Genomic DNA, 26,339 nt, shown 5'->3' with positions numbered 1-26,339 from the left:
TTGTGACCATATCTCCACCCCGCGGGGGGAACTTCCGCCGGTGCCCGTTCGTCCTATCCTGTAAGTACACCTGCCCGCCCGACCCCGAGGGAGTCATGAAACGCCCCAAGCGAAAACCTCGAAGACCCGTCCCGCCCAGATATGACGCTCTGCTCGTCACCCGAGCCCGGTCCCCGAAGTGCTGACCGCCCTCGGAATCGCGGCCGGCATTCTTGTCGTTCTCGCCATCACTGCACTGACCGGCTACTTCGTCGCGCAGGAATTCGCGTACATGGCCGTCGACCGCTCCCGCCTGAAGGCCCGCGCCGAAGGCGGTGACTCGGCTGCGGCCCGCGCACTGGCGGTCACCCGCCGCACCTCCTTCATGCTCTCGGGCGCTCAGCTCGGCATCACCGTCACCGGCCTGCTCGTCGGCTACGTCGCGGAACCGCTGATCGGTAGCGGTCTCGGCGAACTGCTCGGCGGGGTGGGTATCCCCACCGCGGTGGGTGTCGCCGTCGGCACCGTGCTGGCCGTGCTCTTCTCGACGGTGGTCCAGATGGTCTTCGGTGAACTGGTACCGAAGAACCTCGCCATTGCCCGTCCCGAACCGGTCGCACGCCGCCTCGCCCTGTCGACGAGCGCCTATCTCGCCGTCTTCGGATGGCTGATCAAACTCTTCGACGCGTCGTCGAATCTCCTGCTGCGCGCATTGCGCATCGAGCCGGTGCACGACGTCGAGCACTCCGCGACACCGCGCGACCTCGAACACATCGTGGCCGCGTCGCGCGAGACCGGCGAACTTCCGCCGGAATTGTCCACCCTCCTCGACCGGATCCTCGAGTTCCCGACCCGGACCGCCGAACACGCGATGATCCCGCGGTCGCGGGTCGACGTCGTCGAACTGGACGAGCCGGTCGCCACCATCCTCGACAAGATGAGCGAGGGGCACACCCGATACCCCGTGGTGGGCACCTCGTCCGACGATCTGCGCGGTGTCGTGCACCTGCACGACCTCCTCGGCCTCGACACCCCGACGGGCACGGCCGCGGGGGTCTGCCGCCCCCCCGTGATCGTGCCGGCCACGCTGGCACTGCCGGAGGTTCTCACCGAACTGGCCCGGGCCGAGGACGAGATGGCACTGGTGATCGACGAGTACGGCGGGTTCGCCGGCGTCGTCACCCTCGAGGACATCGCGGAGGAACTGGTCGGCGAGATCGCCGACGAGCACGATTCTGCGATGGCCGCCGAGGTCATCCGCCCCGAGGGCGACGGCTGGATCGTCCGCGGCGACGCACACATCGACGAGGTGGCCCGCACCCTCGACCACGAACTGCCCGAGGGCGACTACGAGACGCTCGCCGGCTTGGTCATCACCGAGTTCGGTGGCCTCCCCGAGGTGGGTGACACCGTCCGGATCACACTGGATCCGGATCCCGCCGAACTGCTGAACGGGGACGGCCCGATCCACAGGACCCTGGTGGCCGAGGTACGCGACATCGACAAGCACGTGCCGTCGTCCGTGCGCGTGACCGTTCTGACGGACGAGGTGACCGGCAATGAGTAATCCTGTGGTCGTCGCGGTGGTGACGATCGGCCTGATCGCCGCCAGCGCGTTCTTCGTCGCGGTCGAGTTCGCGCTCATCGCGGCGCGACGACACCGACTCGAGGACGCAGCGACGTCGAGCCGCTCGGCGCGGGCCGCCCTGCGCAGCGCGTCCGAACTGTCGGTGCTCCTCGCGGGATCCCAGCTCGGTATCACGGTGTGCACGCTCGCACTCGGTGCGACGACGAAACCCGCAGTGCACCACTGGCTCACGCCGTTGTTCGAGAACTGGGGCGCGCCGCTGTGGCTCGCGGACGTGGCCGGCTTCGTCCTTGCGCTGATCATCGTGACGTTCCTGCACCTCGTCGTCGGCGAGATGGCACCGAAGTCGTGGGCGATCGCCCACCCGGAGAAGTCCGCCACGATGCTGGCGCTGCCGATGCGCGCGTTCATGTGGGTGACCCGGCCGTTGATCGTCCGGTTGAATCATATGGCGAACTGGTGTCTGCGAAAGGTCGGTGTGGACCCGGTGGATCAGGTCGCCGAAGGTCAGGATCCCGATGCGCTGCGGCACCTGGTCGAGCACTCGGCCACCGTCGGCACGCTCGACGAGCGCTATCACGGGCACCTGAGCAGCGCGCTGGAGCTCGAGACGCTCACGCTCGGCGAGATCGTCACGCCGCAGGCCGAGCCGAGCAGCGTGAAGCCGACCGCGACGGCCGTCGAGATCCGTGAGACGGCCCATCGCACCGGGCACCTCCGGTTGCTCGTGCGCGACAACGGCCACGTGGACGGTGTCGTGCACGTGCGCGACAGTCTCCAGGCCGCACCCGGAACCACGGCGACCGAACTGATGCGCCCCGCGCTGACGATCGACGCCGCGACGCCGGTCTACGAGGCGCTGACGACGATGCGGGAGACCAGGAACCATCTGGTCACCGTCACCGAGAACGGACGGATCGTCGGATTGATCACCCTCTCGGACGTCCTGGCCCGGCTGCTGCCGATGAGCGGCGCCACGAGCTGACGTACCGACGTCAGGCCCGTCCCGGATCTCCGGGACGGGCCTGACGTCGTTTCCTGCCCCGGCCGGGACCGTTCAGGAGTGTCCGAGTGCGGCGTGCATCTCCCAGACGATGATCTCGGCGCCGGTGGCTGTGGTGAGCTGTCGGCCGCCACCTCCGGCGATCCGCGCTGCGTCTCCTTGGGCGAGAGGTCCGGCTCCCTCGAGTGCGGCTTCGCCCCGGGCGACGAAGAGGTGCACGAAGGGTGCGTCCGGCAGCGTCACGGGGCGATCCGGACGCATCCGCGCGACGTGCATGGCGGCATATCTGTTGCGGATGCGAATGGCGGAATGGTCGGCGTAGGCGTCCATTCCGGATGCGACCGGCACGAGTCCGCCGGAGAGCAGTTCGTCGTCGATCTCGAGTTGTTCGTAGCCCGGCTCGATCCCGGCTTCGTCCGGCAGCACCCACATCTGCACGAACCGCACCGGTTCGTCGTGCTCGGCGGCATACGACGCAGTGGCACCGGGATGACGCCACGAGTCGTTCTTCTCGGAGTGGAGGATCCCCGAGCCCGCGCTCATGCGCTGCGCGAGACCCGGGTAGATCACCCCGGAATGCCCCGTCGAGTCCTGATGCACGAGCGATCCGCGGAGCACCCAGGTGACGATCTCCATGTCGCGGTGCGGGTGAGTGTCGAAACCGCTTCCCGGACGGACGATGTCGTCGTTGTTGACCATCAGCATCCCGAAATGCGTGTTGTCGGGATCGTAGTGGTGGCCGAACGAGAAGGAGTGCCTCGAATCGAGCCAGTCGATCTTCGTGTGGAGGCGGTCGTCCGCGCGGCGGACGTCGAGAATCGGTGCGGTGCTCATGCGGGGTCCTGTGTCGGGCAGTTCGGATCTGCGGTGGGCGGATTGCGGCGGGGGCGGATACGCGCCTGGGGCAGGGGCGGCGCCGGGAGACGCTCGACCCTCCCGGTGTAGCCGGAGACGCGGCCGAACCGATCGCACCCGCGTTCCCAGGCGTCCCGGTAGGCGACGATCTCGTCGTGGTCGCGGCCGACGAAGTTCCACCACATCACGATCTCCTCGCCGAGGGGTGTTCCGCCGAGGAGGACGATACGTGCGGGTTCGTCGGTGGTGTTGGTCAGTTCGAGGGCCGGCACGCCGGTTCCGGTGTAGCCGAGGGCGGCTCGCGTGAGCACGGTGCCGAACAGCGCGACCGTACCGGTGTCGACGAGCACCCCGTGCTCGAACGACGGGTCGACGTCGAGGGTGATGCTCGCCGCGGGGTCCAGGACGATCTCTGCGCCGAGCAGCGGGGTGTACGTCGTCACGGGCGACTCCTCGCCGGCGAGCGAACCGAGGAAGACCTTGACCTCTGCACCGGGCACCCGAACGACCGGCGGCACGTGGTGCTGGAAGTCGCGGGGCGCATCGCGATGTGCGTCGGGCAGGGCCACCCACAACTGCACGCCGTGCAGTGTCGTGGTCGCGGAGGTGGAGACCTCGGAGTGACAGATTCCGTGGCCTCCGGTCATGAGGTTCAACTCCCCCGGCCGGACCATCGCGTGCACGCCGTGACTGTCGCGGTGTTCGATCTCGCCGGTGAACAGCCACGACACCGTCTGCAGACCGGTGTGGGGGTGCGGTGCGACGTCCATGCCGCCGGTGCGGGAGACGTCGTCGGGGCCGTAATGGTCGACGAAGCACCACGCGCCGATCAGCGAACGCTGCCGTTGCGGAAGCGTACGGCGCACGGGCATGGCCCGGGGGCCACCGAGCGGGACCTCACGCGAGGTGATGATCTCCACGCGGGGGCGGAGCGGGTCGCGGATGGGGAGGTCCTCCGTCCGGCAGCGGATCTCCTCGGGACGGGTGTCGGTGTTGCTCATGCCGCTCGACTCCTCTCGGTGGTCCGTCGGTCGACCCTATCCATTGTGTCACATTTGATTGCGCAGTCAACTAACGCGGGTACACTTGGGATCATGGGAGACGCGAAGTGGCTCAGCGACGACGAACAGCGCCTGTGGCGCGCCTATCTGGATGCGACGCGCCTGCTGTTCCAGAATCTCGACAAGCAGCTACTGCGGGACTCCGACATCTCCTTCACCGACTTCGAGATCCTGGTCCTGCTGTCCGAGGCACCCGACCGCCGGATGCGCATGCGCGACCTCGCGGACGCGAGCACCACGACCCGCAGCGGCATCACCCGCGCCGTCTCCCGCATGGAGAACGCGGGGTGGGTGCGGCGCGTGGAGTGCGAATCCGACCGACGCGGCGCGTGGGCCGAACTCACGGACGTCGGCTACGCGAGACTCGCCGAGGCGGGTCCCGGCCACGTCGGGGCGGTCCGCGAGAACATGTTCGACCTGCTCTCCCCCGCCGACATCGCCCCCATGACCGAGGTCTTCGCCCGCATGCGCGATCGCATGATCGACGGCAGACGGTAGGCCTCCGCCCCGAAGCGAACTCCGCCCGCACCTCCGGAGCGGGACGTCGATCGGATCACGGATATGTTGACCGGGTCACAGCCACGACCTCCGAAGGCGGTACCTCCCATGCGGCACGACCCGCGACGCACCTCGCTCGACCTGTATCCGTTGCAGCGCACGATCACGCCCCTGTTCGGCGACACCGACGCGCTCGGACACATCAACAACGTCTCGATCGCCCGCTACTTCGAGCAGGCCCGCGTCCTCGTCATGGAGGCCGTGTCGTCGACCTTGGGCGATACCTACCCCTTCGAGCGTGCGGTACTCGCGAAGATCGAGATCAACTTCCTGGCCGAGGTGTTCTATCCGCACGACATCGTCATCGCCACCGGTGTCCACCGCATCGGGACATCGTCGGTGGTGATCGGCTCGGCCCTGTTCCAGCACGGCCGGTGCGTCGCGCTCGCCGACTCGGTGGACGTCGGCACCGCCGCCGAAGGCGGCTCGCAACCGATCTCCGAAGCATCGCGCGTGGCGTTCGAGAAGGTCCGGCTCGCATACGACGACTGACGCGCCGCCCACGAACTGCCTCAGAACAGGGTGAGCGCCGCCTCGGGTTCGGGGACGCGTTCGTCGGCGCGCAGCGCACCCCTCTCCTCACGCCGAGCGGACGCCCGGACCCCGAGGCGGTGACGTTCGAGCAGGGGCGCGACCCGCTCGTCCAACCACTGCGAGTACTCCGGAGCAACGTACGCGCCCCGTCCGTAGAGGCGGCGATAGCGTCTCATGAGGGCAGGATGCTCCTGCGCGAGCCACGACAGGAACCACCCGCGGGTCGAGCCGCGCAGGTGCAGCGGTATTACGGTGACCCCCGACGCGCCGGCGGCGGCGAGGGAGCCGAACAGCGTGTCGAGGTGCTGTCGCGAGTCGGTGAGGAAGGGCAGCACCGGAGCGACCATGACGTGGCACGACAATCCGGCGTCGACGACCGCCTTCACGAGATCGAGACGGGCCTTCAGTGACGGCGTGCCCGGTTCGATGTGCGCGGCCAGTTCGGGATCGCCGATCGGGAGCGACACCGCGACCGACACATCGACCTGACCGGCCGCCAGCGACAGCAGCGGAAGATCGCGGCGCAGCAGCGTGCCCTTCGTGAGAATGGAGAAGGGGGTGCCGGATTCGGCGAACGCCCGGATGACTCCGGGCATCAGCCGGTAGCGCCCCTCTGCCCGTTGGTAGGGATCGGTGTTGGTACCGAGCGCCACGTGTTCCCGGGTCCAGGATCGTCGCGCGAGTTCGCGGCGCAGGACGGCGGCGACGTTGGTCTTGACGACCAGTTGCGAGTCGAAGTCGTGCCCGCCGTCGAGATCGAGGTACTCGTGCGTGGGCCGGGCGAAGCAGTACCGGCAGGCATGGGTGCAGCCCCGGAACGTGTTGACGGTGTACCGGAACGGCAACCGGGAGGCCTCCGGCGTCCTGTTCAGCGCGCTCTTGCACAGCACCTCATGGAAGGTGACTCCCTCGAACTCCGGCGTGCGGACACTACGGACGAGACCGGCCCGTTCGAGGCCCGGCAGAGCTCCGTCGTCCGCATCCACAGTCTGACCCGCCCACCTCATACCTCCAGTCGAACATGTGTGCTATTCGCTGTCAACAGATCGTTCGGCATCGTGGTCGATCGGACGGAGCGCACTCGCGGTGCAACGAATACATCGGCATTCCCATCCGTTCATCCACAGGCGGCCGAGGGTCCGGTGGCTCGCCCGGTGCGCTCGAGTTACAGTGCTCGCCACACTGATCTTCGATGGGGGGTTCGATGAGCGGTCTGTTTCCCGGTGCCGGAATCCGGGTGGTGCCCGATGGTATTCGAGCGTTCGGGGCCACGAATCTTCGTGCGGCCGAGCAGGTGGCGCAGGCGGGGACGTTCGATCTGCAGGCCAACATCTCCGCGTTGAGTCCGGCTCTGGGACTCATCGGCGGAGAGTTCCTCGCGGTGTTCGCCGCGGCCCAATCCGAGCACACCAGTGCCGTCGCGCAACTGTCGTGGGTCTACGCGTCCAACGGCATCGCAGCACACGAGGCGGCCACCGGTTACGAAACGACCGACACCGGAACGGCTTCGGCGCTGGCCGACGCTGCGGGAGGACTGTGATGCAGGGACCGGTCATCGACACCGCAACACCCGCAGCGTCACCGACCGTTCTCGACGCTCTCCGCGCGTCGCCGATCGGACCGGTCCTCGACGCACCGCTGCCGGTACTTCCGGAACCCGTTCTTCCCGAGCCGGGTCTGCCCGTCCTCGAGGCGAATTCGATCGTCGAGCTGCTCGAATCGATTCCGGTACCGGTGCTGCCCGATCTCGAGACGATCGTGCGGCCGCTCACCGAACTGTGCTCGATGTTCGGCACCGGTATCCTCGACTCGCTCGATCCGTCGGCGATCCTGCAGCAGGGGTCGCGTCTGCTCGAGACCGCCACGATGCTCGGACGCAGTGCGCTGCACGCACTTCCGGAGTCGTGGGAGGGAGCAACGGCCGACGAGGCCGCAGGTCACGGTGTGCGCGCGCAGCAGTCGGCCCTCGAACTGGCCGACCGCGGCGACCGGATCGGCGACGTCACCCGCGCCGCCACGGCGACCGTCGAACGCGGCAACATCGAATTGACCGGCATCGCACAGTCGTTCGTGACCACGGCGATGGCGGCCGCACCGGCTCTCGCGACGCCGCCGGGCCAGGCCGCCCTGTTGGCGTCCGCCGCGCAGCATCTCCAGGCTGCCCTGGCCGTCGTTGCGCGTACCCGGGGCGAGCTGACGGTCCACACCGCCGCGATGACGGCGCTGACCACGCCGATTCCCGTGCCCGCGCCGGTGGCCGTGGCCGGGGTGCAGGAGATGCGCACGGTCGCCACGGCCGCAACCGATGTCGCGTCGAGTGTCGCAGCGCCGTTCACGGCCGCCGCGCACGCCGCGACCACTCCCACCGCCTACGCGGCGACCGCGCCCACCGCACACGCGGCGGTTCCGACCGTCGGTGCGGCGGTCGCGGGATCGGCCGGAACGGTGTCGGCCGGAGTGGTCACCGGTCACGGCACCGCGGGGGCCGCGTTCGGAACTGCGGGTGTGCCTGCCGCCGCTCCGATTCCGACCGCCCCGGGCTCGGGCTCGGGCGGGAGTGCGCAGGCCACGACCGGCGCGAGCGCGATGGGAAGGGCACCCTCGACCGGTGGGATGGTCCCCGCGACGTCCGCTCGCCGGTCCGACGACGAGGAGCACCGCTCCCCCACCCGTCTGCTGAGTGCCGCCGCGGAGGGCACCGAGGTCGTCGGCGAACTGCCGTTGGTCGTTCCCGCCGTGATCGGTTCGCACGACGACCGCTGAGCATTAATCGTCGATCGGACGAGCCTGTCAGTCGACGAGGGAGGCGACCTCGTGGTCGGTCAGCGTCGTCTGCGGCACCCGGCCGGCGCCGCGCGCGAGTTCGATCGCCCGGTAGAGCGGGCGTTCGCCGAGCGCGGCGTCGCGGGCCTCGGCCCGCAACTGTTCGACGAGCACCGACGAGATCGCCGCCGCCGGAGCGATCTCGCTGGTGGCGAGCGCATCCGCGAGCTTTCGCAGGGCCAGCACGTCGAGTTCGCGACCGCCGCCGTTGGCGTACAGGGCGAGCGGGACCGACACGAGATTGTGCTCACCGTCGTTGACGCGCACGACGGCCTGCGATACCCCGCCCACCCGGACGATCAGTTCGACACCGGCGAGTCGCGCGAGATCGACACTGCGCGACCGGAACGCCCCCGACAGCGTGACGACGGTGCCGCGCAGCAGCAGGTGCCGACGCGTGGCCAGGAACGCACCGACGGCCGGCGGCACCGCGAAGACGGCCCCGACGAGCAGCGCGACCCATCCGGGCGCGACGATCCAGACCAGAACGCCGAGGACGACGCCGACGGCGAGCGCGAGCAGCGCGATCCTGCGGGCGCGTGGCCGGAGCAGCCGGGACGGGATCAGATCGAGCGGGACGGCGGCACCGTCCCGGTCGTCATGCGCCGGCAACGACCTCACCCACACGGGCGACGACGTCCGTGAGTGCAACGCTGTGCTGCTCGCCGTTGCGCAGATCCTTGACGACGATCTCACCTGCCTCGAGTTCGCGGTCACCGAGCACGAGCGCGACGACGGCACCGGACTTGTCGGCCGCCTTCATGGCGCCCTTGAGGCCGCGCCCACCGTATGCGAGGTCGACGCGGACACCCGCGGCGCGCAGTTTGTGCGCGATGGGCACGAGGGCGACCTTGGCGGCGTCGCCCATCGGCACCCCGTACACCTCGCACCGCGCGGGGCTGCCGGCGGTCTTGCCCTCGGCGGCGAGCGCGAGAACCGTGCGGTCGACGCCGATCCCGAAACCGATGCCCGAGAGCGGCTGGCCGCCGAGCTGTTCCATGAGCCCGTCGTAGCGGCCACCACCACCGATGCCGGACTGGGCGCCGAGCCCGTCGTGGACGAACTCGAAGGTGGTCTTCGTGTAGTAGTCGAGGCCGCGCACCATGCGCGGATTGACGACGTACGGGACGCCGATCGCGTCGAGGTGGGCGAGTACCTCGTCGAAGTGTGCGCGAGCGGTGTCCGAGAGATGGTCGAGCATCAGCGGCGCGTCGGCGGTCATCTCGCGGACCTCGGGGCGCTTGTCGTCGAGCACGCGCAGCGGGTTGATCTCGGCGCGGCGGCGCGTCTCCTCGTCGAGCGGGAGCGCGAACAGGAACTGCTGCAGCTTCTCCCGGTACTGCGGACGGCAGGTCTCGTCGCCGAGGGACGTGATCTCGAGGCGGAATCCGTCGAGTCCGAGCGACCGGAATCCTGCGTCGGCAACCGCGATGACCTCGGCGTCGAGCGCGGGATCGTCGATGCCGATCGCCTCGACGCCGACCTGCTGGAGCTGACGGTAGCGGCCCGCCTGGGGGCGCTCGTAGCGGAAGAACGGCCCGGAATAGGACAACTTCACGGGGAGCTGACCGCGGTCGAGACCGTGCTCGATCACCGCGCGCATCACGCCTGCGGTGCCCTCGGGACGCAGCGTGACCGAGCGCTCACCGCGATCGGCGAAAGTGTACATCTCCTTCGTGACGACGTCGGTGGACTCGCCGACGCCGCGAGCGAACAGGCCGGTGTCCTCGAAGATGGGCAGTTCGACGTGCCCGTACCCCGCCAGGCGTGCTGCACGGGTCAGACCGTCCCGCACCGCCACGAACTCCGCCGACTGCGGGGGAACGTAATCGGGCACACCCTTCGGCGCCGAAAACGTGGAGGCCTTGCTCACTGGTACTGCCTTCTCTCGGGATTCTCTCGGTTGGTCACCGGACGGATCGCGGTGTTCGTGCCGTCAGCGGGATTCTGCCAGGCCGGTGAGGAAGGGATTCGACACCCGCTCCTGCCCGATCGTGCTCGCTCCGCCGTGTCCGGGGAGGATGTTGGTGCCGTCGTCGAGCACGAGCAGCTTGCGCGCGATCGAGTCGAGCAGTTGCGCGTGGTCGCCGCCGGGCAGGTCGGTGCGGCCGATCGACCCCTGGAACAGGGTGTCGCCGGTGAGCGCGACGTTCAGGGCGGCCCCGTCCGGGGTGGTGGTGCGCGTGCGCAGGACGACCGAGCCGCGGGTGTGTCCGGGCGTGTGGTCGAGGACGAACTCGATTCCGGCGTGTTCGATCTCGTCTCCGTCGCCGAACTCCACGACCTGCTGCGGTTCGACGAACTCGACGCCGTCGAGGAAGGGGGCGAGGCTCGACCCCATGCCCTGCAGCGGATCGGTGAGCATCATCCGGTCGTCGGGGTGGATGTAGACGGGGATCCCGTACCGGTCGGCCACCGGCTGCGCCGACCACATGTGGTCGAGGTGACCGTGCGTGAGCAGCACCGCCCGGGGCGTGAGATCGGATCCGGTGAGGAACTCCACGAGCGGCTCGGCGGCGTCCTGGCCGGGATCGACGATGACGCACTCCTTCGCGTTGTCCTGCGCGAGGATGTAGCAGTTGGTCTGGAACATCCCGGCAGGGAATCCGGTCACGAGCACGAGCATCGCTCCTACGGGTGGAAGCCTTCGAGGTCTCCTACAGACTATGCGTTGCGCCCTGCCCGCGGGTTGCCGGTCCCGGGTGGCAGACTCGGGTCTGCTTCGAAGTCGGTTGGACCACATCGATCGTTCACGGGAGGACTACTGCAGTGCCGAGCAACGCACAACGGCGCCAGGCCGCGAAACGCAAACTCGAACGGCAGCTCGAGCGTCGAGCCGAACGCGAGCGCAAGCGGCGCCGCATGACGATCGCGCTGTCCGCGCTCGGAGTGATCGTGGTCGTCGGCGCCGGTGTTGCTCTGTGGGCGGTCGACCGGGGCGACGACACGGCCACCGAGGCGGCGTCGAACGACACCTCGGGTTCGGAAATGGAGTACGCCGCGCTCCCCGACGGCCGGTCCGAGCCGTTGCCCGAGACGGTGAGCTGCTCCTACACCGCGGACGGCCGCGAACTGTCGAAGCCGGCAGAGCCGCCGCGCACCGAGGGCATCCGCACCACCGGTGAGGGCAACACGGACATCAGCGTCAGCATGGAGACGAGCCAGGGGAACATCGGCCTGATCCTGCACAACGACGATTCGCCGTGCACCGTCAACAGCTTCCTGTCGCTGGCCTCGCAGAACTTTTTCGACGAGACGCCCTGCCATCGTCTGACTACCTCGCCGTCCCTGCAGGTCCTGCAGTGCGGCGACCCGTCGGGTAGCGGGTCGGGCGGTCCGGGATACCAGTTCGCCAACGAGTTCCCCACCGATCAGTTCGCCGCCGACGATCCCGCCGCGCAGGAACCGATGACCTATCCGCGTGGCACCCTCGCGATGGCCAACGCCGGCCCGGACACCAATGGCAGCCAGTTCTTCCTGGTGTACGGCGATTCGGTGCTGCCGCCGCAGTACACCGTCTTCGGCACGATCGACGAGACCGGTCTCGCGACCCTCGACAAGATCGCCGCGGCCGGCGTCGCAGGCGGAGCCGCCGACGGTGCCCCCGCGTTGGAGACCACCCTCACGTCGGTCAGGATGGACTGATGATCCGATTGCGCACCGCCCTCGCCGCCGGCGCCGGGTTGGCACTCCTGCTCACGGGGTGCTCCGACGATTCGTCCACCGATACCGCCGCGAGCTCGTCGGCACCGGCGTCCGCCGCCGACCGGCAGTCCCCCGCCTACACGGGCGAACTACCGGAGCGACCCAGCGGCACCGACTCCGTCTCGTGCACCTACGACGCCTCGGGTGACGCCGCACGCGACGTGACCGCCCCCGCCTCGGACGACGTCTCCGCCACCGGCGCTGCTGCCGCGCAGATCACCACCAGCGTCGGCGTGATCGGCGTCGAACTCGACCGTGCCGCGGCACCGTGCACGGTCAACAGCTTCGTGTCCCTCGCGGAGCAGGGCTACTTCGACGACACGCCCTGCCACCGGCTGGTGACCTCACCGGGTCTGCAGGTGCTGCAGTGCGGCGACCCGACGGGCACCGGCACGGGCGGGCCGGGTTACGGCTTCGACACCGAGTACCCGGAGAACGTGTACGCACCCGGCGACGCCCAGCTGCGCCAGCCGGTGATCTACCCGCGCGGCACGGTCGCGATGGCCAACACGGGCCGGCCCGGCAGCAACGGCAGCCAGTTCTTCCTGGTCTACGAGGATTCGCAGCTTCCCCCCACCTACACGGTCTTCGGGACGGTCGACGAGGCCGGACTCGCCGTGATCGAGGAGGTCGCGGCGGAGGGCGACGACGGATCGATGGCGGCCGGCGGCGGTGCCCCCAACCGCGCGGTGCAGATCGAGTCGGTGACCGTCGGGTCCTGACACCCCCGTTCGCACGGAACGTACGGACGTCCCGTCCCGGAGATTCCGGGGCGGGATGTCGTCGTCCGGCGCGAGACCGAGACGGATTCGGTCAGGCTGCCGAGGTCACCCGGTACACGTCGTAGACGCCCTCGACGTTGCGGACGACGTTGAGCACGTGCCCGAGATGTTTCGGGTCGCCCATCTCGAAGGTGAACCGGCTCACCGCGACCCGATCGCCCGTGGTCGTCACGGAGGCCGACAGGATGTTGACCTTCTCGTCGGCGAGTGCCTTCGTCACGTCGGACAGCAGACGGTGCCGGTCGAGAGCTTCGATCTGGATCGCGACGAGGAACACCGACGACGGCGAGGGCGCCCACTGCACCTCGATGATGCGCTCCGACTGCTCCCGCAGCGACCCGGCGTTGGTGCAGTCGGTGCGGTGCACGCTCACCGCTCCGGTGCGGGTCACGAAGCCCATGATCTCGTCGCCGGGGACGGGCGTGCAGCACTTGGCGAGCTTCGAGACCGTGCCCGGTGCGCCCGGCACGAGGACACCGGAGTCGCCGCTGTTCCGCGAGCGGGTGGGGATGGTCGACGGTGTGGACCGCTCGGCCAGTTCCTCTTCGACGCCACCGACCCCGCCGAGCAGCGCGACCAGCCGTTGCACGACGTGGTGCGCCGAGACATGGTGCTCACCGACCGCGGTGTACAGCGCCGAGACGTCGGCGTAGCGCAGTTCCTTGGCGACCGCGACCATCAGGTCGGCGTTCATCAGTCGCTGCAACGGCAGACCGACGCGACGGACCTCCTTCGCGATGGCGTCCTTGCCGGATTCGAGGGCCTCCTCGCGACGTTCCTTGGCGAACCACTGCCGGATCTTCGCCTTGGCGCGGGGTGAGACGACGAACGACTGCCAGTCGCGGCTCGGGCCGGCGTTGGGGTCCTTGGAGGTGAAGACCTCCACGACCTCGCCGTTCTCGAGCTTGCGTTCGAGGGCCACGAGGCGGCCGTTGACCCGGGCACCGATGCAGCGGTGCCCGACCTCGGTGTGCACGGCGTACGCGAAGTCCACGGGCGTCGAGCCGGAGGGCAGCGTGATCACGTCGCCCTTGGGCGTGAAGACGAAGATCTCCTTGACCGCCAGGTCGTAGCGGAGCGATTCGAGGAACTCCCCCGGGTCGGCCGCTTCCCGCTGCCAGTCGAGGAGCTGCCGCATCCAGGCCATGTCGTCGAGCTCGGCGACATCACCCGAGTGGCGTCCCTTGGTCTCCTTGTACCGCCAGTGCGCGGCGATGCCGAACTCGGCGGTGCGGTGCATCTCGTGCGTGCGGATCTGCACCTCGAGCGGCTTGCCCTCGGGACCGATGACGGTGGTGTGCAGCGACTGGTAGACGCCGTAGCGGGGCTGGGCGATGTAGTCCTTGAACCGTCCCGCCATGGGCTGCCACAGCGAGTGCACGACACCGACGGCCGCGTAGCAGTCGCGGATCTCGTTGCACAGGATGCGCACGCCGACCAGGTCGTGGATGTCGTCGAAGTCGCGGCCCTTGACGATCATCTTCTGGTAGATCGACCAGTAGTGCTTGGGTCGGCCCTCGACGACCGCGTCGATCCGCGACGCCGAGAGTGTCCGCCCGATCTCGTCGCGGACGGTGGCCAGGTAGGTATCGCGCGACGGCGCGCGGGTCGCGACGAGCCGGACGATCTCCTCGTACTTCTTCGGGTGGAGGATCGCGAAGGCGAGGTCCTCGAGCTCCCACTTGACCGTCGCCATCCCGAGGCGGTGGGCCAGCGGGGCGATGACCTCGAGGGTCTCCCGTGCCTTGCGGGCCTGCTTCTCGGGAGGCAGGAAGCGCATGGTCCGCATGTTGTGCAGGCGGTCGGCGACCTTGATGACGAGCACCCGGGGGTCGCGCGCCATCGCGATGATCATCTTGCGGATGGTCTCGCCCTCGGCGGCCGAGCCGAGCACGACCTTGTCGAGTTTGGTGACGCCGTCGACGAGATGCGCGACCTCTTCACCGAACTCGGCGGTGAGCTGCTCGAGCGTGTACCCGGTGTCCTCGACGGTGTCGTGGAGCAGCGCCGCGACGAGGGTCGTGGTGTCCATGCCGAGTTCGGCGAGGATCGTGGCGACCGCCAGCGGATGGGTGATGTACGGATCGCCGGACTTGCGCTTCTGGCTGGCGTGCCGTTCCTCGGCGACGTCGTAGGCCCGCTGCAGCTGCGAGAGGTCGGCCTTCGGATACAGCTCGCGGTGGATGGTGACCAGCGGCTCGAGGACCGGCTTGAGGCTCGTGCCCCGCTGACCGGTGATGCGTCGCGCCAGGCGGGCGCGTACCCGCCTCGACGCGGAGGTCGATGCCGGTGTGGGGGTCGGGTTCTGACCGGAATTGTGGGACCGATCGAGATTCTGGGTCATGCCTCCACCTCCCGTCGCGGCTGCGAACCCGGTTCGTCACCGATGCGCATGTCCGGACCGTACGGGCCCGGCGGGTTCACCGGCACCTGTGGCAACTCTATCTCTCAGATCCGCACGAGAGACGTGAGCGGGTACTTCTGTAGCCGCGCCCGACCACCGAGGGCTTCGATCTCGGTGACGACGGTGATCCCGACGACCTCGGCGCCGACGCGTTCGAGCAGTTCGACGGTCGCGGCGAGGGTTCCGCCGGTCGCGAGGACGTCGTCGACGACGAGCACCTTGCGGCCCTGGAGGGCCATCCAGTCGCCCGGGATCTCGATCGCGGCGGTGCCGTATTCGAGGCTGTATTCACAGGTCTGGACGGGCGGCGGGAGTTTGCCCGCCTTGCGGACGGCGAGCACACCCACCCCGAGGGTGCGGGCGATGCCGCCGCCGAGGAGGAAGCCGCGCGCATCGATACCGGCGACGAGTTCGGCGTCGGGCGCCGCGGAGGCCAGCGCCGCGATCACGGCCGAGAAGGACGGTCCGTCGGCGAAGACGGGCGTCAGGTCGGCGAAACGGACACCCGCGGTCGGGAAATCGTCGACCCATCGGGTGTGTTCGGCGACGGCCACGGCAGCTTCCTCGACGAGCCGCGGGTCGCCGATCCGTTGAGCGTTCATCCTCCGAGTATCCACCGGTCCATGTTCCAGCCCGCACCCGCGGTCGTCGGGTTGGGCACCCCGGCATGCATTCCCGCCGCGAACCCGATCGTGCGGGGCTGCGCGAACAGGGGCAGGGTGGGGACGTCGCCCCACAGGATGCGTTCGGCCTCGGTCGCGAGTCCCGCGATGGCCGCGTTGTCCTTCGCCACGAGCAGGCCGTCGAGCAGTTCGTCGACGCGGCCGATCGAATAACCGCCGACGTTGCTGCCGGCCCCGGAGTGCAGTGCGTCGCGGGCGTGCTCCATGTCGGCTGCGCCACCGGCACCGGCGGCCGTGGCCGTCCCGACGAGGATCGCGTCGACCTCCCCCGCCGTCAGCTGCGACGGCGTGAAGGTGTCGGAGCCGGCGTCGACGATCTCGATGCCCGCCTCGCGGCAGGACTCGCCGATCAGCTCGACGGTGCGCGCGCGGCGCTCGTCCGGTCCGAGATAGCCGATACGGACCTGCATCCGGTCCTGACCGGAGGCCTCGCGTTCCGAACGCGCGGCGTCGATGTCCACCTCGGCGTAACGTTCGGCCGACGGCGCGGTCTGCGGGTACAACGGCGAATCGGGCGCCAGGAGCCTCGACGTGATCGGGCCCGTGACGCCGTCCGACTCGTCGGAGGCGCCCAGCTCGTCGAACAACTGCGTCCGCGGCACGCACAGGGCGACGGCGCGACGCGCCGCCGGGTTCTGGAACACCCCGCTCGTGGCGAACACCAGCTGTTCGAGATTGCGCGAGACGACCGTGGAGACCTCGGCGTCGTCGCCGAGATTGCTGTGGCCGATAGATCCCTCGGCGGCATCGACGACGTGGATGCGGCCGTCCTCCGCCGCCGCGGACGCGTCGGTCCCGCGCGGCCATACGACGATGCGATCGGTGCCCGGGGCGTTCCCCCACCACCGTTCGTTCGCGACGAGCGTCAGACCGTCCTCGGCGGTGTACGACTCGATACGGTACGGACCCGCCGACGGGAAGAGGGCCGGGTCGATCTCACCCGGGGTGAGAGACCAGCCGGTGTTCCAGAACTCCGCGATGCGCCGGACGGCCTCGGTGTCGTTCGTCGTGATCGCCCCGACCAGGTCGGACACACCCGACCGTCCTGCCGCCACGTGGGCCGGCATCAGCTCGGTGGCCCCGAACAGCGCCTTCCAGTTCGTGTCCTCGCGGCCGGGTCGGAAGACGACGGTGGCCTCCTTCGACCCGGGCTGACAGTCGACCCGGTCGATGTCGGCGTAACCACCACGATGGGCAGCGTCGAACAGCGGGACCTGCTCGCCGGACTCGTCGGGAGCGGTGAAGCGTCCGCTCGACGCAGCCCAGGCCAGGACGAGGTCGTCGCAGGACATGGGCACACCGTCGGAGTAGACCGCGTCCGGCGACAGGCGGTACTGCACGGTGAGCCCCTCACCGGGCACGACCGAGGCAGTGCCGATGTCGGTGTCCGCGATCACCCGGCCCTGCGGACCGACGTAGCCGAAGCCCGGCAGCACCCGGGCGAACGCCTGGCGCGCGCCCGAGGCCGCACCGTCGACGGTGTTCGCGTTGTAGGTCGTCACCGTGTTGTCGATCGCGTACCCGATCGAGTGCACCGGTTCCTCGTCCGTGCCGCACGCGACGGTGGAGAACGCGAGTGTCGAGGCCACCGCCGCGCACGCGAGGAGCGTGCCGCGGCGCCTCGGCGACCGCCTCGTCGTCGGGTCGTTCCGCTCGCTCACCGCCATGTCAGGACCTTCTCTTGCCGCGCTTTCCGGTGGGTCGTGCCCCGGGGGCAGGGCCGCGACGGACCGTCGCCCGGTCGGGCAGGGATCCGGCGCCCTGCACCGTCGGCACCACCTTTGCGTCGACCGCGTCGGCCGACTGCGATCCGGCCGGCGTCCCGGCCTTCGCCGCGCGGGCGGCGGCCTCCTCCCGCTTGGCGAGCACCTTGCGGGTGTGCTTCGCGACCGGACCACGCCATTCCTCGAGCGTAACCAGCAACGGGGTCGCGAAGAAGATCGACGAGAAGGTACCGACGACGATGCCGACCAACTGGACGAGGGCGAGGTCCTTGAGCGTGCCCACACCGAGGAGCCACACCGCGATGACCATCAGCGCCAGCACCGGCAACACCGAGATGATCGTGGTGTTGATCGAGCGCATGAGCGTCTGGTTGACGGCGAGGTTGGCCTGCTCGGCGTAGGTGCGGCGGTGCAGGTGCAGGATGCCGCGGGTGTTCTCCTCGACCTTGTCGAAGACGACGACCGTGTCGTAGAGCGAGAAACCGAGGATCGTGAGCAGACCGATGACGGTCGCAGGACTGACCTCGAAGCCGACGAGGGCGTAGACACCCGCTGTCACGATGATGTCGAAGAACAGGGCGGTGATCGCTGCGATCGCCATGTTCCGCTGGTATCGGATCGTGATGTAGATGCTGACGATGACGAGGAAGACCACCAGCGCGATGAGCGCCTTGTTGGTGATCTGGCTTCCCCACGTCTCGCTGACGTCGGCGACGCTGATCGAGTTGCGGGACGGCTCACCGTCCGGCCCGGCGGGCTGGAACTCCTCGAACAGCGCGGTCTGCAACTCGGCGACCTGCTCGCCGTCGAGGGTCTCCGACCGGATCTGGACGGTCGCTCCGTCGCCGGCGCCGACAGTCTGCACCGCCTCGGGTTCGAAGCCGATGGTGTCGCTGAATACGGTCTCGACTTCCTCGACGGAGACGCCCGGCACGGCCGGCATCTGGATGCGGGTGCCGCCCTCGAAGTCGATACCCCAGCTGAATCCGCGCAGCAGCATGCTGAGCAGGGCGATCAACACGATCACCGCGGTGACGATGTACCACCGCTTGCGGCGTCCGACGATCTCGAAGGCGCCCGTGCCGGTGTACAGACGGGACAGTCGGCTGTGCTGCGGCGCGGCCGTCGTCGTGGTCGTGTCGGTCATCGTCACGCCTCCTTCGCAGCGGTCGCGGCGACGAGACGACGCTCGTCGGCCACCTGCTGGATCGCGCCCAGACCGTTCACGCTCGGCTTGGACCAGAACTTCGACTTCGAGGCCAGGAACACCAGCGGCCAGGTCACCAGGAACACGACGACGACGTCGAGGATCGTGGTGAGGCCGAGGGTGAACGCGAAGCCGCGGACCTGACCGACGGCCAGGACGTAGAGCACGGCGGCGGCGATGAAGCTGACCGCGTTACCGGAGAGAATCGTGCGGCGGGCCCGTGCCCAGCCGCGCGGCACCGCGGAACGGAAACTCCGCCCCTCGCGGATCTCGTCCTTGATCCGTTCGAAGAACACGACGAACGAGTCGGCGGTCATGCCGATACCGATGATCAGACCGGCGACGCCGGCGAGGTCGAGCGTGAACCCGATGTATCTGCCGAGCAGCACCATGACCGCGTAGACCGCCATTCCCGAGAGAACGAGCGACAGCGCGGTGAGCAGTCCGAGCATCCGGTAGTACGCGAGGCAGAACAGGAGCACCAGCGCCAGACCCACCGCACCGGCGATCAGCCCGGCCTCGAGCGAAGCCAGACCCAGAGTGGCGGAGACGGTCTCGGCTTCGGATGCCACGAACGACAGCGGCAACGACCCGTACTTGAGGGTGTTCGCCAGCTCTGCGGCCTGCGTATTCGTGAACTGGCCGGTGATCGAGGTGGCGCTGCCGGCGGGGGTGGCGCCCTGGATCACGGGCGCGCTGACGACCTTCGAGTCGAGCACGAAGGCGGCCTGCTGACCGATGTTCGCGGCGGTGAACTGCGCCCACGTATTGCTGCCCTCGCTGTCGAAGGTCAGGCTGACCTCGTAGCGCGACTGCTGCTGATTGAAACCGGAGGTCGCGTCCTCGATCTGCTGGCCGTCGATGATGCTCGGGCCCAGCAGGTAGATCGCGGTGCCGTCGGTCGAGCACGCGACCAGCGGAAGCGCCGGGTCGTCGTTGCCGGCGAGCGGGTCGGCCGCGGAGCAGTCGAGGGCGAGAGCCGCCGCCTGCTGCACGGCGGGGTCCTCGCTCTGACGGGTGGCCTTGGCCGTGGCGATGTCTGCAGCCGCCTGTTCCTGCGGCGTGAGCGAGCCGTCGTTCTCGGGAGCCTCGGGTGCTCCGGAGGGCTCGGCCGGAGCCTGGGGCGCCTCGACGGGGGCCTCGGGCGTCTCGGCCGGTGCCGGGGCATCGGTGGGCGCGGTGGGATCCTGCGCCGGGAACGGACGTCCCTGCGGTTCGGGTGCGTCGGCGGGCGGAGCCTGGTCGGCCGGCGCGGGTTCACCGGGTGCCGGTTCGGCAGGGGCCGGTTCTGCGGGCAGTCCGCCCTCGGGGGTACCGGCACCGGGCTGCTCGGCGAGATCCTCGGCGGTCATGTTCGCGTCGATCGGTCCCCCGATCACCGGCCTGATGTACAGCCGGGCGGTCTGGCCCAGCGTCCTGGCCTGGGCGCTGTCCTCACCCGGGACGGTGATCACGAGGTTGTCGCCCTCGACGATCACCTCCGAACCCGACACACCGAGCCCGTTGACGCGGGTCTCGATGATCTGCTGGGCCTGGCGGAGGCTGTCCGGACTCGGGCTGCTCCCGTCGGGGGTTCGCGCGGTGAGGGTGACGCGGGTGCCACCCTGCAGGTCGATGCCCAGCTTCGGGGTGGGCGACTTGTCCCCGGTGAAGAAGACCAGTGCATACAACGCGGCGAGAATCACCCCGAACAGGGCGAGAGCGCGCACGGGATGCACCGATCCGTTGGAAGGTGCCACGGTCTGTCAGTCTCCTCGATGCGAGTGAGTGGTGGTCGGGTGCAGTCGCGCGGCGCTCGGCACCGGCACCGGAGACTCCGGTGCCGAAACCGTGCGTCGCGAATCGGCTGTCAGTACTCGGTCGGACGTCCCTCCGGCGGGTTCGCATCGTCGTCCTTGCGGAGCAGATCCGGATCCTGCGGGGTCTCGGTCTCGACGCGCTCCCGGATGACCAGACGCGACCAGGTCGTGACGACACCCGGCGCGATCTCGAGATCGACGGTGTCGTCGGCGAGGGCGGCCACCGTGGCGTGCAGACCCGCGGTGGTCATCACGCGGTCGCCGATGCGCAGGGAGTCCTGCAGCGCCGTCACCTTCTGCATCTCCTTCTTCTGACGCCGCACGCCCAGGAAGGTCGGGACGAGCAGTGCCAGGATCAGGAGAGGGAAGAGCAGTTCCATCGTTGAAGTCAGTCCTCGGTCGTTGTCGGTGGGTGGTGACGCGAGCGACACCAGCGGGTCGTGGTGGCGCATGCGGCACCACGACGTCGGGATCGGCCTCCACGGACCGACGCAGTAGACCAGTGTGCCATTCCCCGGGCGAGGGCCCTACCTCCGTACGTCCGGATCGTCCGGGTCGGACGGATCGACACCGCCCTCGAGGGTCGTGTCCGGGTCGTCCTCGAACAGCTCGAGCTGTGGTTCGCGCGCACGCACCTCGATGCCCCCGGTGGCGGCCTCCGGCGGCGGGGTGAGGCCGAGCTGCAACCAAGCGGCCTGCGTGGCCACACGTCCGCGCGGAGTGCGCGCGACCATGCCGGCACGGACCAGGAACGGCTCGCACACCTCCTCGACGGTGGCGGGCTCCTCCCCCACGGCCACCGCGAGTGTCGACACGCCGACCGGGCCACCACCGAAACTGCGGACGAGTGCGCCGAGAACGGCGCGGTCGAGACGATCGAGACCGATCGGGTCGACGTCGTACACCTCGAGCGCGGCCTGGGCCACGGCCCGGGTCACGACACCGTCGGCGCGCACGTCGGCGTAGTCGCGGACGCGGCGCAGCAACCGGTTGGCGATACGCGGCGTGCCGCGGGAGCGACCGGCGATCTCCGCGGCGGCGTCGTCGCGGAGATCGATCCCGAGGATCGATGCGGAGCGGTCCAGGATGCGCTGCAGCTCGGGGGGCTCGTAGAAGTCCATGTGCGCAGTGAAACCGAACCGGTCGCGCAGCGGGCCGGTGAGGGCACCGGAACGGGTGGTCGCACCGACGAGGGTGAAGGGTGCGACCTCGAGCGGGATGGACGTCGCGCCGGGCCCCTTGCCCACCACGACGTCGACGCGGAAGTCCTCCATCGCCAGATACAGCATCTCCTCCGCCGGTCGGGCGATGCGGTGGATCTCGTCGATGAACAGCACGTCGCCCTCCGCGAGGTTCGACAGCATCGCAGCGAGATCACCGGCGCGTTCGAGCGCGGGACCGGAGGTCAGTCTCAGTGACGTGCCGAGTTCGGCGGCGATGATCATCGCCATCGACGTCTTGCCGAGACCGGGCGGACCGGACAGGAGGATGTGATCGGGAGTGCCGCCGCGCAGCTTCGCTCCTCGCAGAACGAGCTGCAGCTGTTCGCGGACCCGCGGTTGCCCGATGAAGTCGTCGAGACTGGTCGGGCGCAGACTGGTCTCGATGTCGCTGTCGGAGGGCAGATGCTCCGCCGTGACCGGCGACCGCTCGCGGTCGGCCGATGCAGCATCGAATTCGCGGGCCGCTCCTGCGGCCTCGAACTCACGGTACTCGTCGGTCACCGCGACCTACCCAGCAGCTTGAGCGCCGAGCGCAGTGCCGTCGAGACGTCGGCGCCCGGCTCCTCGGCAAGGACCTTGTCGGCGGCCGGTTCGGCCTGACGCGGCGTGAATCCGAGGCCGACCAGCGCCTCGACGATCTGGTCGCGCAGCGGCGAGGCACCGGCCGCGACAGGCGACGATCCCGTGGCACCGAAGGCCGCGACCTTGTCGCGCAGTTCGACGATCATGCGTTCGGCACCGCGCTTGCCGATCCCGGGTACCCGCGTCAGCGCTGCGGTGTTGCCGTCGGCGAGAGCCGCACGCAGCGCATCGGGTTCGAGGACGGCGAGCGTGGCCATGGCGAGCCGGGGGCCGACGCCGCTGACCGTCTGCAGCAGGCCGAACAGTTCGCGCGCCTCGGCGTCCACGAAGCCGTACAGCGTCATGGAGTCCTCGCGCACGATCATCGCGGTGGCAAGTCTGGCCTGCTCGCCGCGCCGGAGACCGGCGAGGGTCGCAGGTGTGGTGTTGATCCGATAGCCGATCCCACCCGCCTCGATCACCACGTGGTCGAGGGCTATGTCGAGTACCTCGCCGTGTACCGAGGCGATCACCGGCTACCTGCCTTCCGTGCGGCCGACTGTTCGCGCAGCCGCTCCTCGTAGCGTTTCTTCTGCTGGGCGGCCGCAGCTTCGGCGGCCGCGAGTCTGGCGATCAGCGGGGCCCGCCAACAGTGTGCGACGGCCAGCGCGAGCGCGTCGGCGGCGTCGGCGGGCTTCGGCGCGGCGTCGAGCTTGAGGATGCGGGTGATCATCGTGGTCACCTGCTTCTTGTCGGCCGTGCCACTGCCGGTGACCGCGGCCTTCACCTCGCTCGGCGTGTGGAACATGACCGGGATCGAGCGACGCGCCGCAGCCAGGGCGACGACGCCGCCGGCCTGCGCGGTGCCCATCGCGGTGCGCACGTTGTGCTGGGAGAACACGCGCTCGATCGCGACGACGTCGGGCTTGTAGCGGTCCATCCACTCCTCGACCGAGTCGGAGACCTTGAGGAGCCGGTGCTCGAGGTCGAGTTCGGGCGAGGTGCGGATGACACCGACGGCGACAGGGATCACGTCGCGTCCGCGTCCCGTGTCGACCATCCCCAGACCACATCGGGTCAGACCGGGGTCGACACCCATCACGCGCACCCGACTCACCTCTCGACACCCGAATACGGCCGGGTTTCCGACGCCTTCGACGGACCCGACCTTGCTTCGCACGATTGCGAACGCCTGTTCGAGAGCATAGCGGCCGGGATCGGGTGCCGGGAGACCGACACGCGACCCCGGCCGCTGTGACAAGTACGACGAGCGTCGCTCGTGGACGACTACGACGAGAGCGTCGCTCAGGCGTCGAGTTCGGCGAGGACGTCGTCGGAGATGTCGACGTTCGTGTAGACGTTCTGCACGTCGTCGCAGTCTTCGAGCGCGTCGACCAGCTTCATGACCTTGCGTGCACCCTCGGCGTCGACCGGCACCTCGACGGACGCCCGGAAATCGGGGTCGGCCGAGTCGTAGTCGATGCCGGCGTCGACGAGAGCCGTACGCACGGCGATCAGGTCGGACGCCTCGGAGACGATCTCGAAGGAGTCGCCGAGATCGTTGATCTCCTCGGCACCCGCTTCGAGGACGACCTCGAGGATCTCGTCCTCGGAGCGGCCGTTCTTCTCGAGCACGACGACGCCCTTGCGGGTGAACAGGTAGGCGACCGAACCCGGATCGGCCATGTTGCCGCCGTTGCGGGTCATCGCCGTGCGGACCTCGCCCGCGGCGCGGTTGCGGTTGTCGGTCAGACACTCGATGAGCAGCGCGACACCGTTGGGGCCGTAGCCCTCGTAGGTGATGGTCTGCCAGTCGGCACCGCCGGCTTCCTCACCGCCGCCACGCTTGCGGGCACGCTCGATGTTGTCGTTCGGGACCGAGCTCTTCTTCGCCTTCTGGATGGCGTCGAACAGGGTCGGGTTACCCGCCGGGTCGCCACCACCGGTCCGAGCCGCCACCTCGATGTTCTTGATGAGCTTCGCGAACATCTTGCCGCGCTTGGCATCGATGACCGCCTTCTTGTGCTTGGTGGTGGCCCATTTGGAGTGGCCGCTCATTCGCTTCGAGCCCCTTCCGGAGAAGTGTGGTCGGCGTCAACCGACAGGTCGGAGAGTCGATTCTACTCGCTCCCGGTGTGGGCCACCGGCACGGTGGCCGTGTCGTCATGTCGCCGAGGCCGTCGGGCGCACCCGAGGTCGGGTCGCCGAGCGCACGGTCTCCACGAACAGCCGATGCACGCGATGGTCACCGGTGATCTCGGGGTGGAAGGACGTCGCGATCACAGCGCCCTGCCGCACTGCGACCACCCGACCCGCCGCCGGCCCGTCCGGAACCGTGGCCAGGACCTCCACGTCGGGCCCGATCTCCTCCACCCACGGGGCTCGGATGAACACCGCGCGCACCGGCCCGTCGCCGAGACCCGTCATCGGCAGGTCGGTCTCGAACGAGTCGACCTGCCGGCCGAAGGCGTTGCGGCGCACCACGATGTCGAGGGCGTCGAGGTGTTCGGCGTCCTCGGTGGTGTCGAGCACCCGGGAGGCGAGCAGGATCATGCCGGCACACGAACCGTAGGCGGGCAGCCCGGCCTCCAACCGGGCCCGCAGCGGTTCGAGCAGATCGAACACACGCAGCAGACGGCTGACCGTAGTGGATTCGCCTCCCGGAAGGACGATGCCGTCGACCTCGTCGAGTTCGCGTTCGCGACGCACCGCGATCGTCCGCGCGCCTGCCTCCTCGAGAGCGCTGCGATGTTCGCGGACGTCGCCCTGCAATGCCAGGACGCCGATCGTGGGAGAGGAAATGGTCACCGTTGCCTGCCTGTCCGTTCGGGGTCGCCGATGCGCAGGCACTTTGTAGGGACGTCTTCGTCGGGGACGCCCTCGTTCAGGACTCGCGCAGGTACCGCGTGAGTCCTTCCTGCACCACCGCCGCGACCATGTTGCCGTTGCGATCGAAGATCCGCCCCTGGGTCAGTGCGCGCCCCAGCCCGGCGGAGGGTGACGTCTGGTCGTAAAGCAGCCAGTCGTCGGCGCGGAACGGCCGCAGGAACCACATCGCGTGGTCCAGCGATGCACCCTGCGTCCGTTCGTCGTCGTGGCCGACACTCGCCGAGCCGAGCAACGTCATGTCGCTCATGTACGCGAGCGTGCACACGTGGAAGACCGGGTCGTCGGGGAGGATCTCGCGGGACTTGAACCACAGCTGCTGCTGTGCAGCCATCCTGCTCGACGAGTCCATCCGGTCGCGGGGAACGAACCGGAAATCCCATTCGGCCCATTCCTTCTTCGCCCACAGCAGGGTCGCGTCGTCGACCACAGTCTCCGGATCGGGCAGTTCCTCCGGAGCCGGCACCCGCGGAATCGTGTCCTGGTGCTCGATCCCCTCGTCGCGTACGTGGAACGACGCCGACATCGTGAAGATCGCCTTGCCGTCCTGGACGGCCGTCACGCGCCGGGTGCAGAAGGAGCGGCCGTCGCGGATCCGGTCGACGAGGTAGACGATCTGCATCGTCGGGTTCCCCGGCCGGAGGAAGTAGCCGTGCAGCGAGTGGACCCCGAATGCGGGATCGACGGTGCGGACCGCCGACACGAGCGCCTGACCGGCCACCTGACCACCGAACGTCCGCGGCAGCAACGTCTCCGTCGCTATGCCCCGGAAGATGTCGTTCTCGATCTGTTCGAGCGCCAGGATCTGCTCGATCTTCGCCATGGGAACTCCTTCTGTGCACCGTACGCAAGAAGGCTAGCTGCACGGAGGTGTGCCGAACGCCGTGTCCCCGGAAGGTGGCGAGAGAACCGGGATCGCTATCGAGTAGCGAATATGACACCCTCGGTAGAACGGAGGGGGTGC

At 69.0% G+C, this 26,339-nt stretch carries 26 protein-coding genes; 8 read left to right on the top strand and 18 right to left on the bottom strand.

Annotated features, from left to right (window positions below; translation table 11 throughout):
* The first annotated feature begins 178 nt into the window (after positions 1-178).
* Positions 179-1,546 (top strand): hemolysin family protein, encoded by a 1,368-nt coding sequence (locus tag RBB84_RS06345; RefSeq protein ID WP_006551412.1) that lies wholly within the window; start codon positions 179-181, stop codon positions 1,544-1,546.
* A complete protein-coding gene (locus tag RBB84_RS06340; RefSeq protein WP_197481840.1) occupies positions 1,539-2,552 on the top strand; it encodes a hemolysin family protein in 1,014 nt (337 codons plus the stop codon). Before RBB84_RS06345 ends, RBB84_RS06340 begins: the two co-directional genes overlap by 8 nt.
* A 72-nt stretch (positions 2,553-2,624) precedes the next feature.
* Here the strand turns inward: RBB84_RS06340 and RBB84_RS06335 are convergent, their stop codons facing one another.
* The gene (locus RBB84_RS06335; RefSeq protein ID WP_006551410.1) at positions 2,625-3,404 is read right to left on the bottom strand and encodes a pirin-like bicupin family protein; all 780 of its coding nucleotides are present in this window, start codon (positions 3,402-3,404) and stop codon (positions 2,625-2,627) included.
* Positions 3,401-4,426 carry a pirin family protein gene (locus RBB84_RS06330; RefSeq protein ID WP_064060274.1) on the bottom strand — a complete coding sequence of 342 codons (1,026 nt, stop codon included), beginning with the start codon at positions 4,424-4,426 and terminating at the stop codon, positions 3,401-3,403. Before RBB84_RS06330 ends, RBB84_RS06335 begins: the two co-directional genes overlap by 4 nt.
* 93 nt (positions 4,427-4,519) lie before the next feature.
* On the opposite strand from RBB84_RS06330, the gene RBB84_RS06325 reads away from it, so the two are divergent.
* Both RBB84_RS06325 and RBB84_RS06320 read left to right on the top strand, forming a co-directional pair.
* Positions 4,520-4,984 carry a MarR family transcriptional regulator gene (locus tag RBB84_RS06325; protein ID WP_006551408.1) on the top strand — a complete coding sequence of 155 codons (465 nt, stop codon included), beginning with the start codon at positions 4,520-4,522 and terminating at the stop codon, positions 4,982-4,984.
* 108 nt (positions 4,985-5,092) lie between these two features.
* Positions 5,093-5,536, top strand: coding sequence for an acyl-CoA thioesterase (locus RBB84_RS06320; protein ID WP_006551407.1), 444 nt, complete (start codon positions 5,093-5,095; stop codon positions 5,534-5,536).
* A gap of 20 nt (positions 5,537-5,556) precedes the next feature.
* Here RBB84_RS06320 and RBB84_RS06315 read toward each other — a convergent pair whose 3' ends face one another.
* Positions 5,557-6,585, bottom strand: coding sequence for an Rv2578c family radical SAM protein (locus RBB84_RS06315; RefSeq protein ID WP_064256323.1), 1,029 nt, complete (start codon positions 6,583-6,585; stop codon positions 5,557-5,559).
* Between the two features lie 197 nt (positions 6,586-6,782).
* Here RBB84_RS06315 and RBB84_RS06310 point away from each other — a divergent pair, with 197 nt between their 5' ends.
* Positions 6,783-7,118 carry a type VII secretion target gene (locus RBB84_RS06310; RefSeq protein ID WP_064256324.1) on the top strand — a complete coding sequence of 112 codons (336 nt, stop codon included), beginning with the start codon at positions 6,783-6,785 and terminating at the stop codon, positions 7,116-7,118.
* Positions 7,118-8,341: a hypothetical protein gene (locus tag RBB84_RS06305; RefSeq protein WP_064256339.1), complete on the top strand. Its 1,224-nt coding sequence runs from the start codon at positions 7,118-7,120 to the stop codon at positions 8,339-8,341. Before RBB84_RS06310 ends, RBB84_RS06305 begins: the two co-directional genes overlap by 1 nt.
* A 27-nt stretch (positions 8,342-8,368) precedes the next feature.
* Here RBB84_RS06305 and RBB84_RS06300 read toward each other — a convergent pair whose 3' ends face one another.
* The 3 genes from RBB84_RS06300 to RBB84_RS06290 all read right to left on the bottom strand — a co-directional run bounded on the left by RBB84_RS06300 (position 8,369) and on the right by RBB84_RS06290 (position 11,021).
* Complete coding sequence (locus tag RBB84_RS06300; RefSeq protein WP_170318498.1) at positions 8,369-9,013, bottom strand: hypothetical protein; 645 nt, start codon at positions 9,011-9,013, stop codon at positions 8,369-8,371.
* On the bottom strand, positions 9,000-10,274 hold the full coding sequence (gene hisS / locus RBB84_RS06295) for a histidine--tRNA ligase (protein WP_024100753.1): 1,275 nt from the start codon (positions 10,272-10,274) through the stop codon (positions 9,000-9,002). The genes RBB84_RS06300 and hisS overlap by 14 nt, the downstream gene beginning before the upstream one ends.
* 63 nt (positions 10,275-10,337) lie before the next feature.
* On the bottom strand, positions 10,338-11,021 hold the full coding sequence (locus RBB84_RS06290) for an MBL fold metallo-hydrolase (protein WP_197481842.1): 684 nt from the start codon (positions 11,019-11,021) through the stop codon (positions 10,338-10,340).
* A 149-nt stretch (positions 11,022-11,170) separates the two neighbouring features.
* On the opposite strand from RBB84_RS06290, the gene RBB84_RS06285 reads away from it, so the two are divergent.
* Positions 11,171-12,046 carry a peptidylprolyl isomerase gene (locus RBB84_RS06285; protein WP_064256326.1) on the top strand — a complete coding sequence of 292 codons (876 nt, stop codon included), beginning with the start codon at positions 11,171-11,173 and terminating at the stop codon, positions 12,044-12,046.
* Entirely contained in the window at positions 12,046-12,828 is a 783-nt protein-coding gene (locus RBB84_RS06280) for a peptidylprolyl isomerase (RefSeq protein WP_006551398.1), read from the top strand. Before RBB84_RS06285 ends, RBB84_RS06280 begins: the two co-directional genes overlap by 1 nt.
* Before the next feature lie 91 nt (positions 12,829-12,919).
* Here the strand turns inward: RBB84_RS06280 and RBB84_RS06275 are convergent, their stop codons facing one another.
* From RBB84_RS06275 to RBB84_RS06220, 12 genes are all read right to left on the bottom strand, one after another.
* Positions 12,920-15,232, bottom strand: coding sequence for a RelA/SpoT family protein (locus tag RBB84_RS06275; protein ID WP_024100749.1), 2,313 nt, complete (start codon positions 15,230-15,232; stop codon positions 12,920-12,922).
* A 104-nt stretch (positions 15,233-15,336) separates the two neighbouring features.
* Positions 15,337-15,894: an adenine phosphoribosyltransferase gene (locus RBB84_RS06270; protein ID WP_016694929.1), complete on the bottom strand. Its 558-nt coding sequence runs from the start codon at positions 15,892-15,894 to the stop codon at positions 15,337-15,339.
* Positions 15,891-17,642 carry an ABC transporter substrate-binding protein gene (locus tag RBB84_RS06265; RefSeq protein WP_024100748.1) on the bottom strand — a complete coding sequence of 584 codons (1,752 nt, stop codon included), beginning with the start codon at positions 17,640-17,642 and terminating at the stop codon, positions 15,891-15,893. Before RBB84_RS06265 ends, RBB84_RS06270 begins: the two co-directional genes overlap by 4 nt.
* Position 17,643: 1 nt before the next feature.
* Positions 17,644-18,846, bottom strand: coding sequence for a protein translocase subunit SecF (gene secF / locus RBB84_RS06260; protein WP_228045024.1), 1,203 nt, complete (start codon positions 18,844-18,846; stop codon positions 17,644-17,646).
* 2 nt (positions 18,847-18,848) lie between these two features.
* A complete protein-coding gene (gene secD, locus RBB84_RS06255) occupies positions 18,849-20,645 on the bottom strand; it encodes a protein translocase subunit SecD (protein ID WP_024100747.1) in 1,797 nt (598 codons plus the stop codon).
* Positions 20,646-20,755: 110 nt separating this feature from the next.
* On the bottom strand, positions 20,756-21,085 hold the full coding sequence (yajC, locus tag RBB84_RS06250; RefSeq protein ID WP_006551392.1) for a preprotein translocase subunit YajC: 330 nt from the start codon (positions 21,083-21,085) through the stop codon (positions 20,756-20,758).
* A 147-nt stretch (positions 21,086-21,232) separates the two neighbouring features.
* The gene (gene ruvB / locus RBB84_RS06245; RefSeq protein WP_228045124.1) at positions 21,233-22,330 is read right to left on the bottom strand and encodes a Holliday junction branch migration DNA helicase RuvB; all 1,098 of its coding nucleotides are present in this window, start codon (positions 22,328-22,330) and stop codon (positions 21,233-21,235) included.
* A gap of 95 nt (positions 22,331-22,425) precedes the next feature.
* Positions 22,426-23,022, bottom strand: coding sequence for a Holliday junction branch migration protein RuvA (gene ruvA, locus RBB84_RS06240; RefSeq protein ID WP_006551390.1), 597 nt, complete (start codon positions 23,020-23,022; stop codon positions 22,426-22,428).
* Positions 23,019-23,597, bottom strand: coding sequence for a crossover junction endodeoxyribonuclease RuvC (gene ruvC / locus RBB84_RS06235; protein WP_033096573.1), 579 nt, complete (start codon positions 23,595-23,597; stop codon positions 23,019-23,021). The genes ruvA and ruvC overlap by 4 nt, the downstream gene beginning before the upstream one ends.
* 197 nt (positions 23,598-23,794) lie before the next feature.
* Positions 23,795-24,547, bottom strand: coding sequence for a YebC/PmpR family DNA-binding transcriptional regulator (locus RBB84_RS06230; protein WP_006551388.1), 753 nt, complete (start codon positions 24,545-24,547; stop codon positions 23,795-23,797).
* 105 nt (positions 24,548-24,652) lie between these two features.
* The gene (pdxT, locus tag RBB84_RS06225) at positions 24,653-25,291 is read right to left on the bottom strand and encodes a pyridoxal 5'-phosphate synthase glutaminase subunit PdxT (RefSeq protein WP_051121558.1); all 639 of its coding nucleotides are present in this window, start codon (positions 25,289-25,291) and stop codon (positions 24,653-24,655) included.
* Positions 25,292-25,373: 82 nt separating this feature from the next.
* A complete protein-coding gene (locus tag RBB84_RS06220) occupies positions 25,374-26,198 on the bottom strand; it encodes an acyl-CoA thioesterase II (RefSeq protein ID WP_006551386.1) in 825 nt (274 codons plus the stop codon).
* Between the last annotated feature and the right edge of the window lie 141 nt (positions 26,199-26,339).

Origin of the sequence: Rhodococcus sp. D-6 (assembly GCF_040256695.1) — a bacterium.
Lineage (GTDB): Bacteria > Actinomycetota > Actinomycetes > Mycobacteriales > Mycobacteriaceae > Rhodococcus > Rhodococcus pyridinivorans.
Note: the sequence above shows the minus strand (reverse complement) of the source record. Positions and strands in the feature narration are given on the sequence as shown.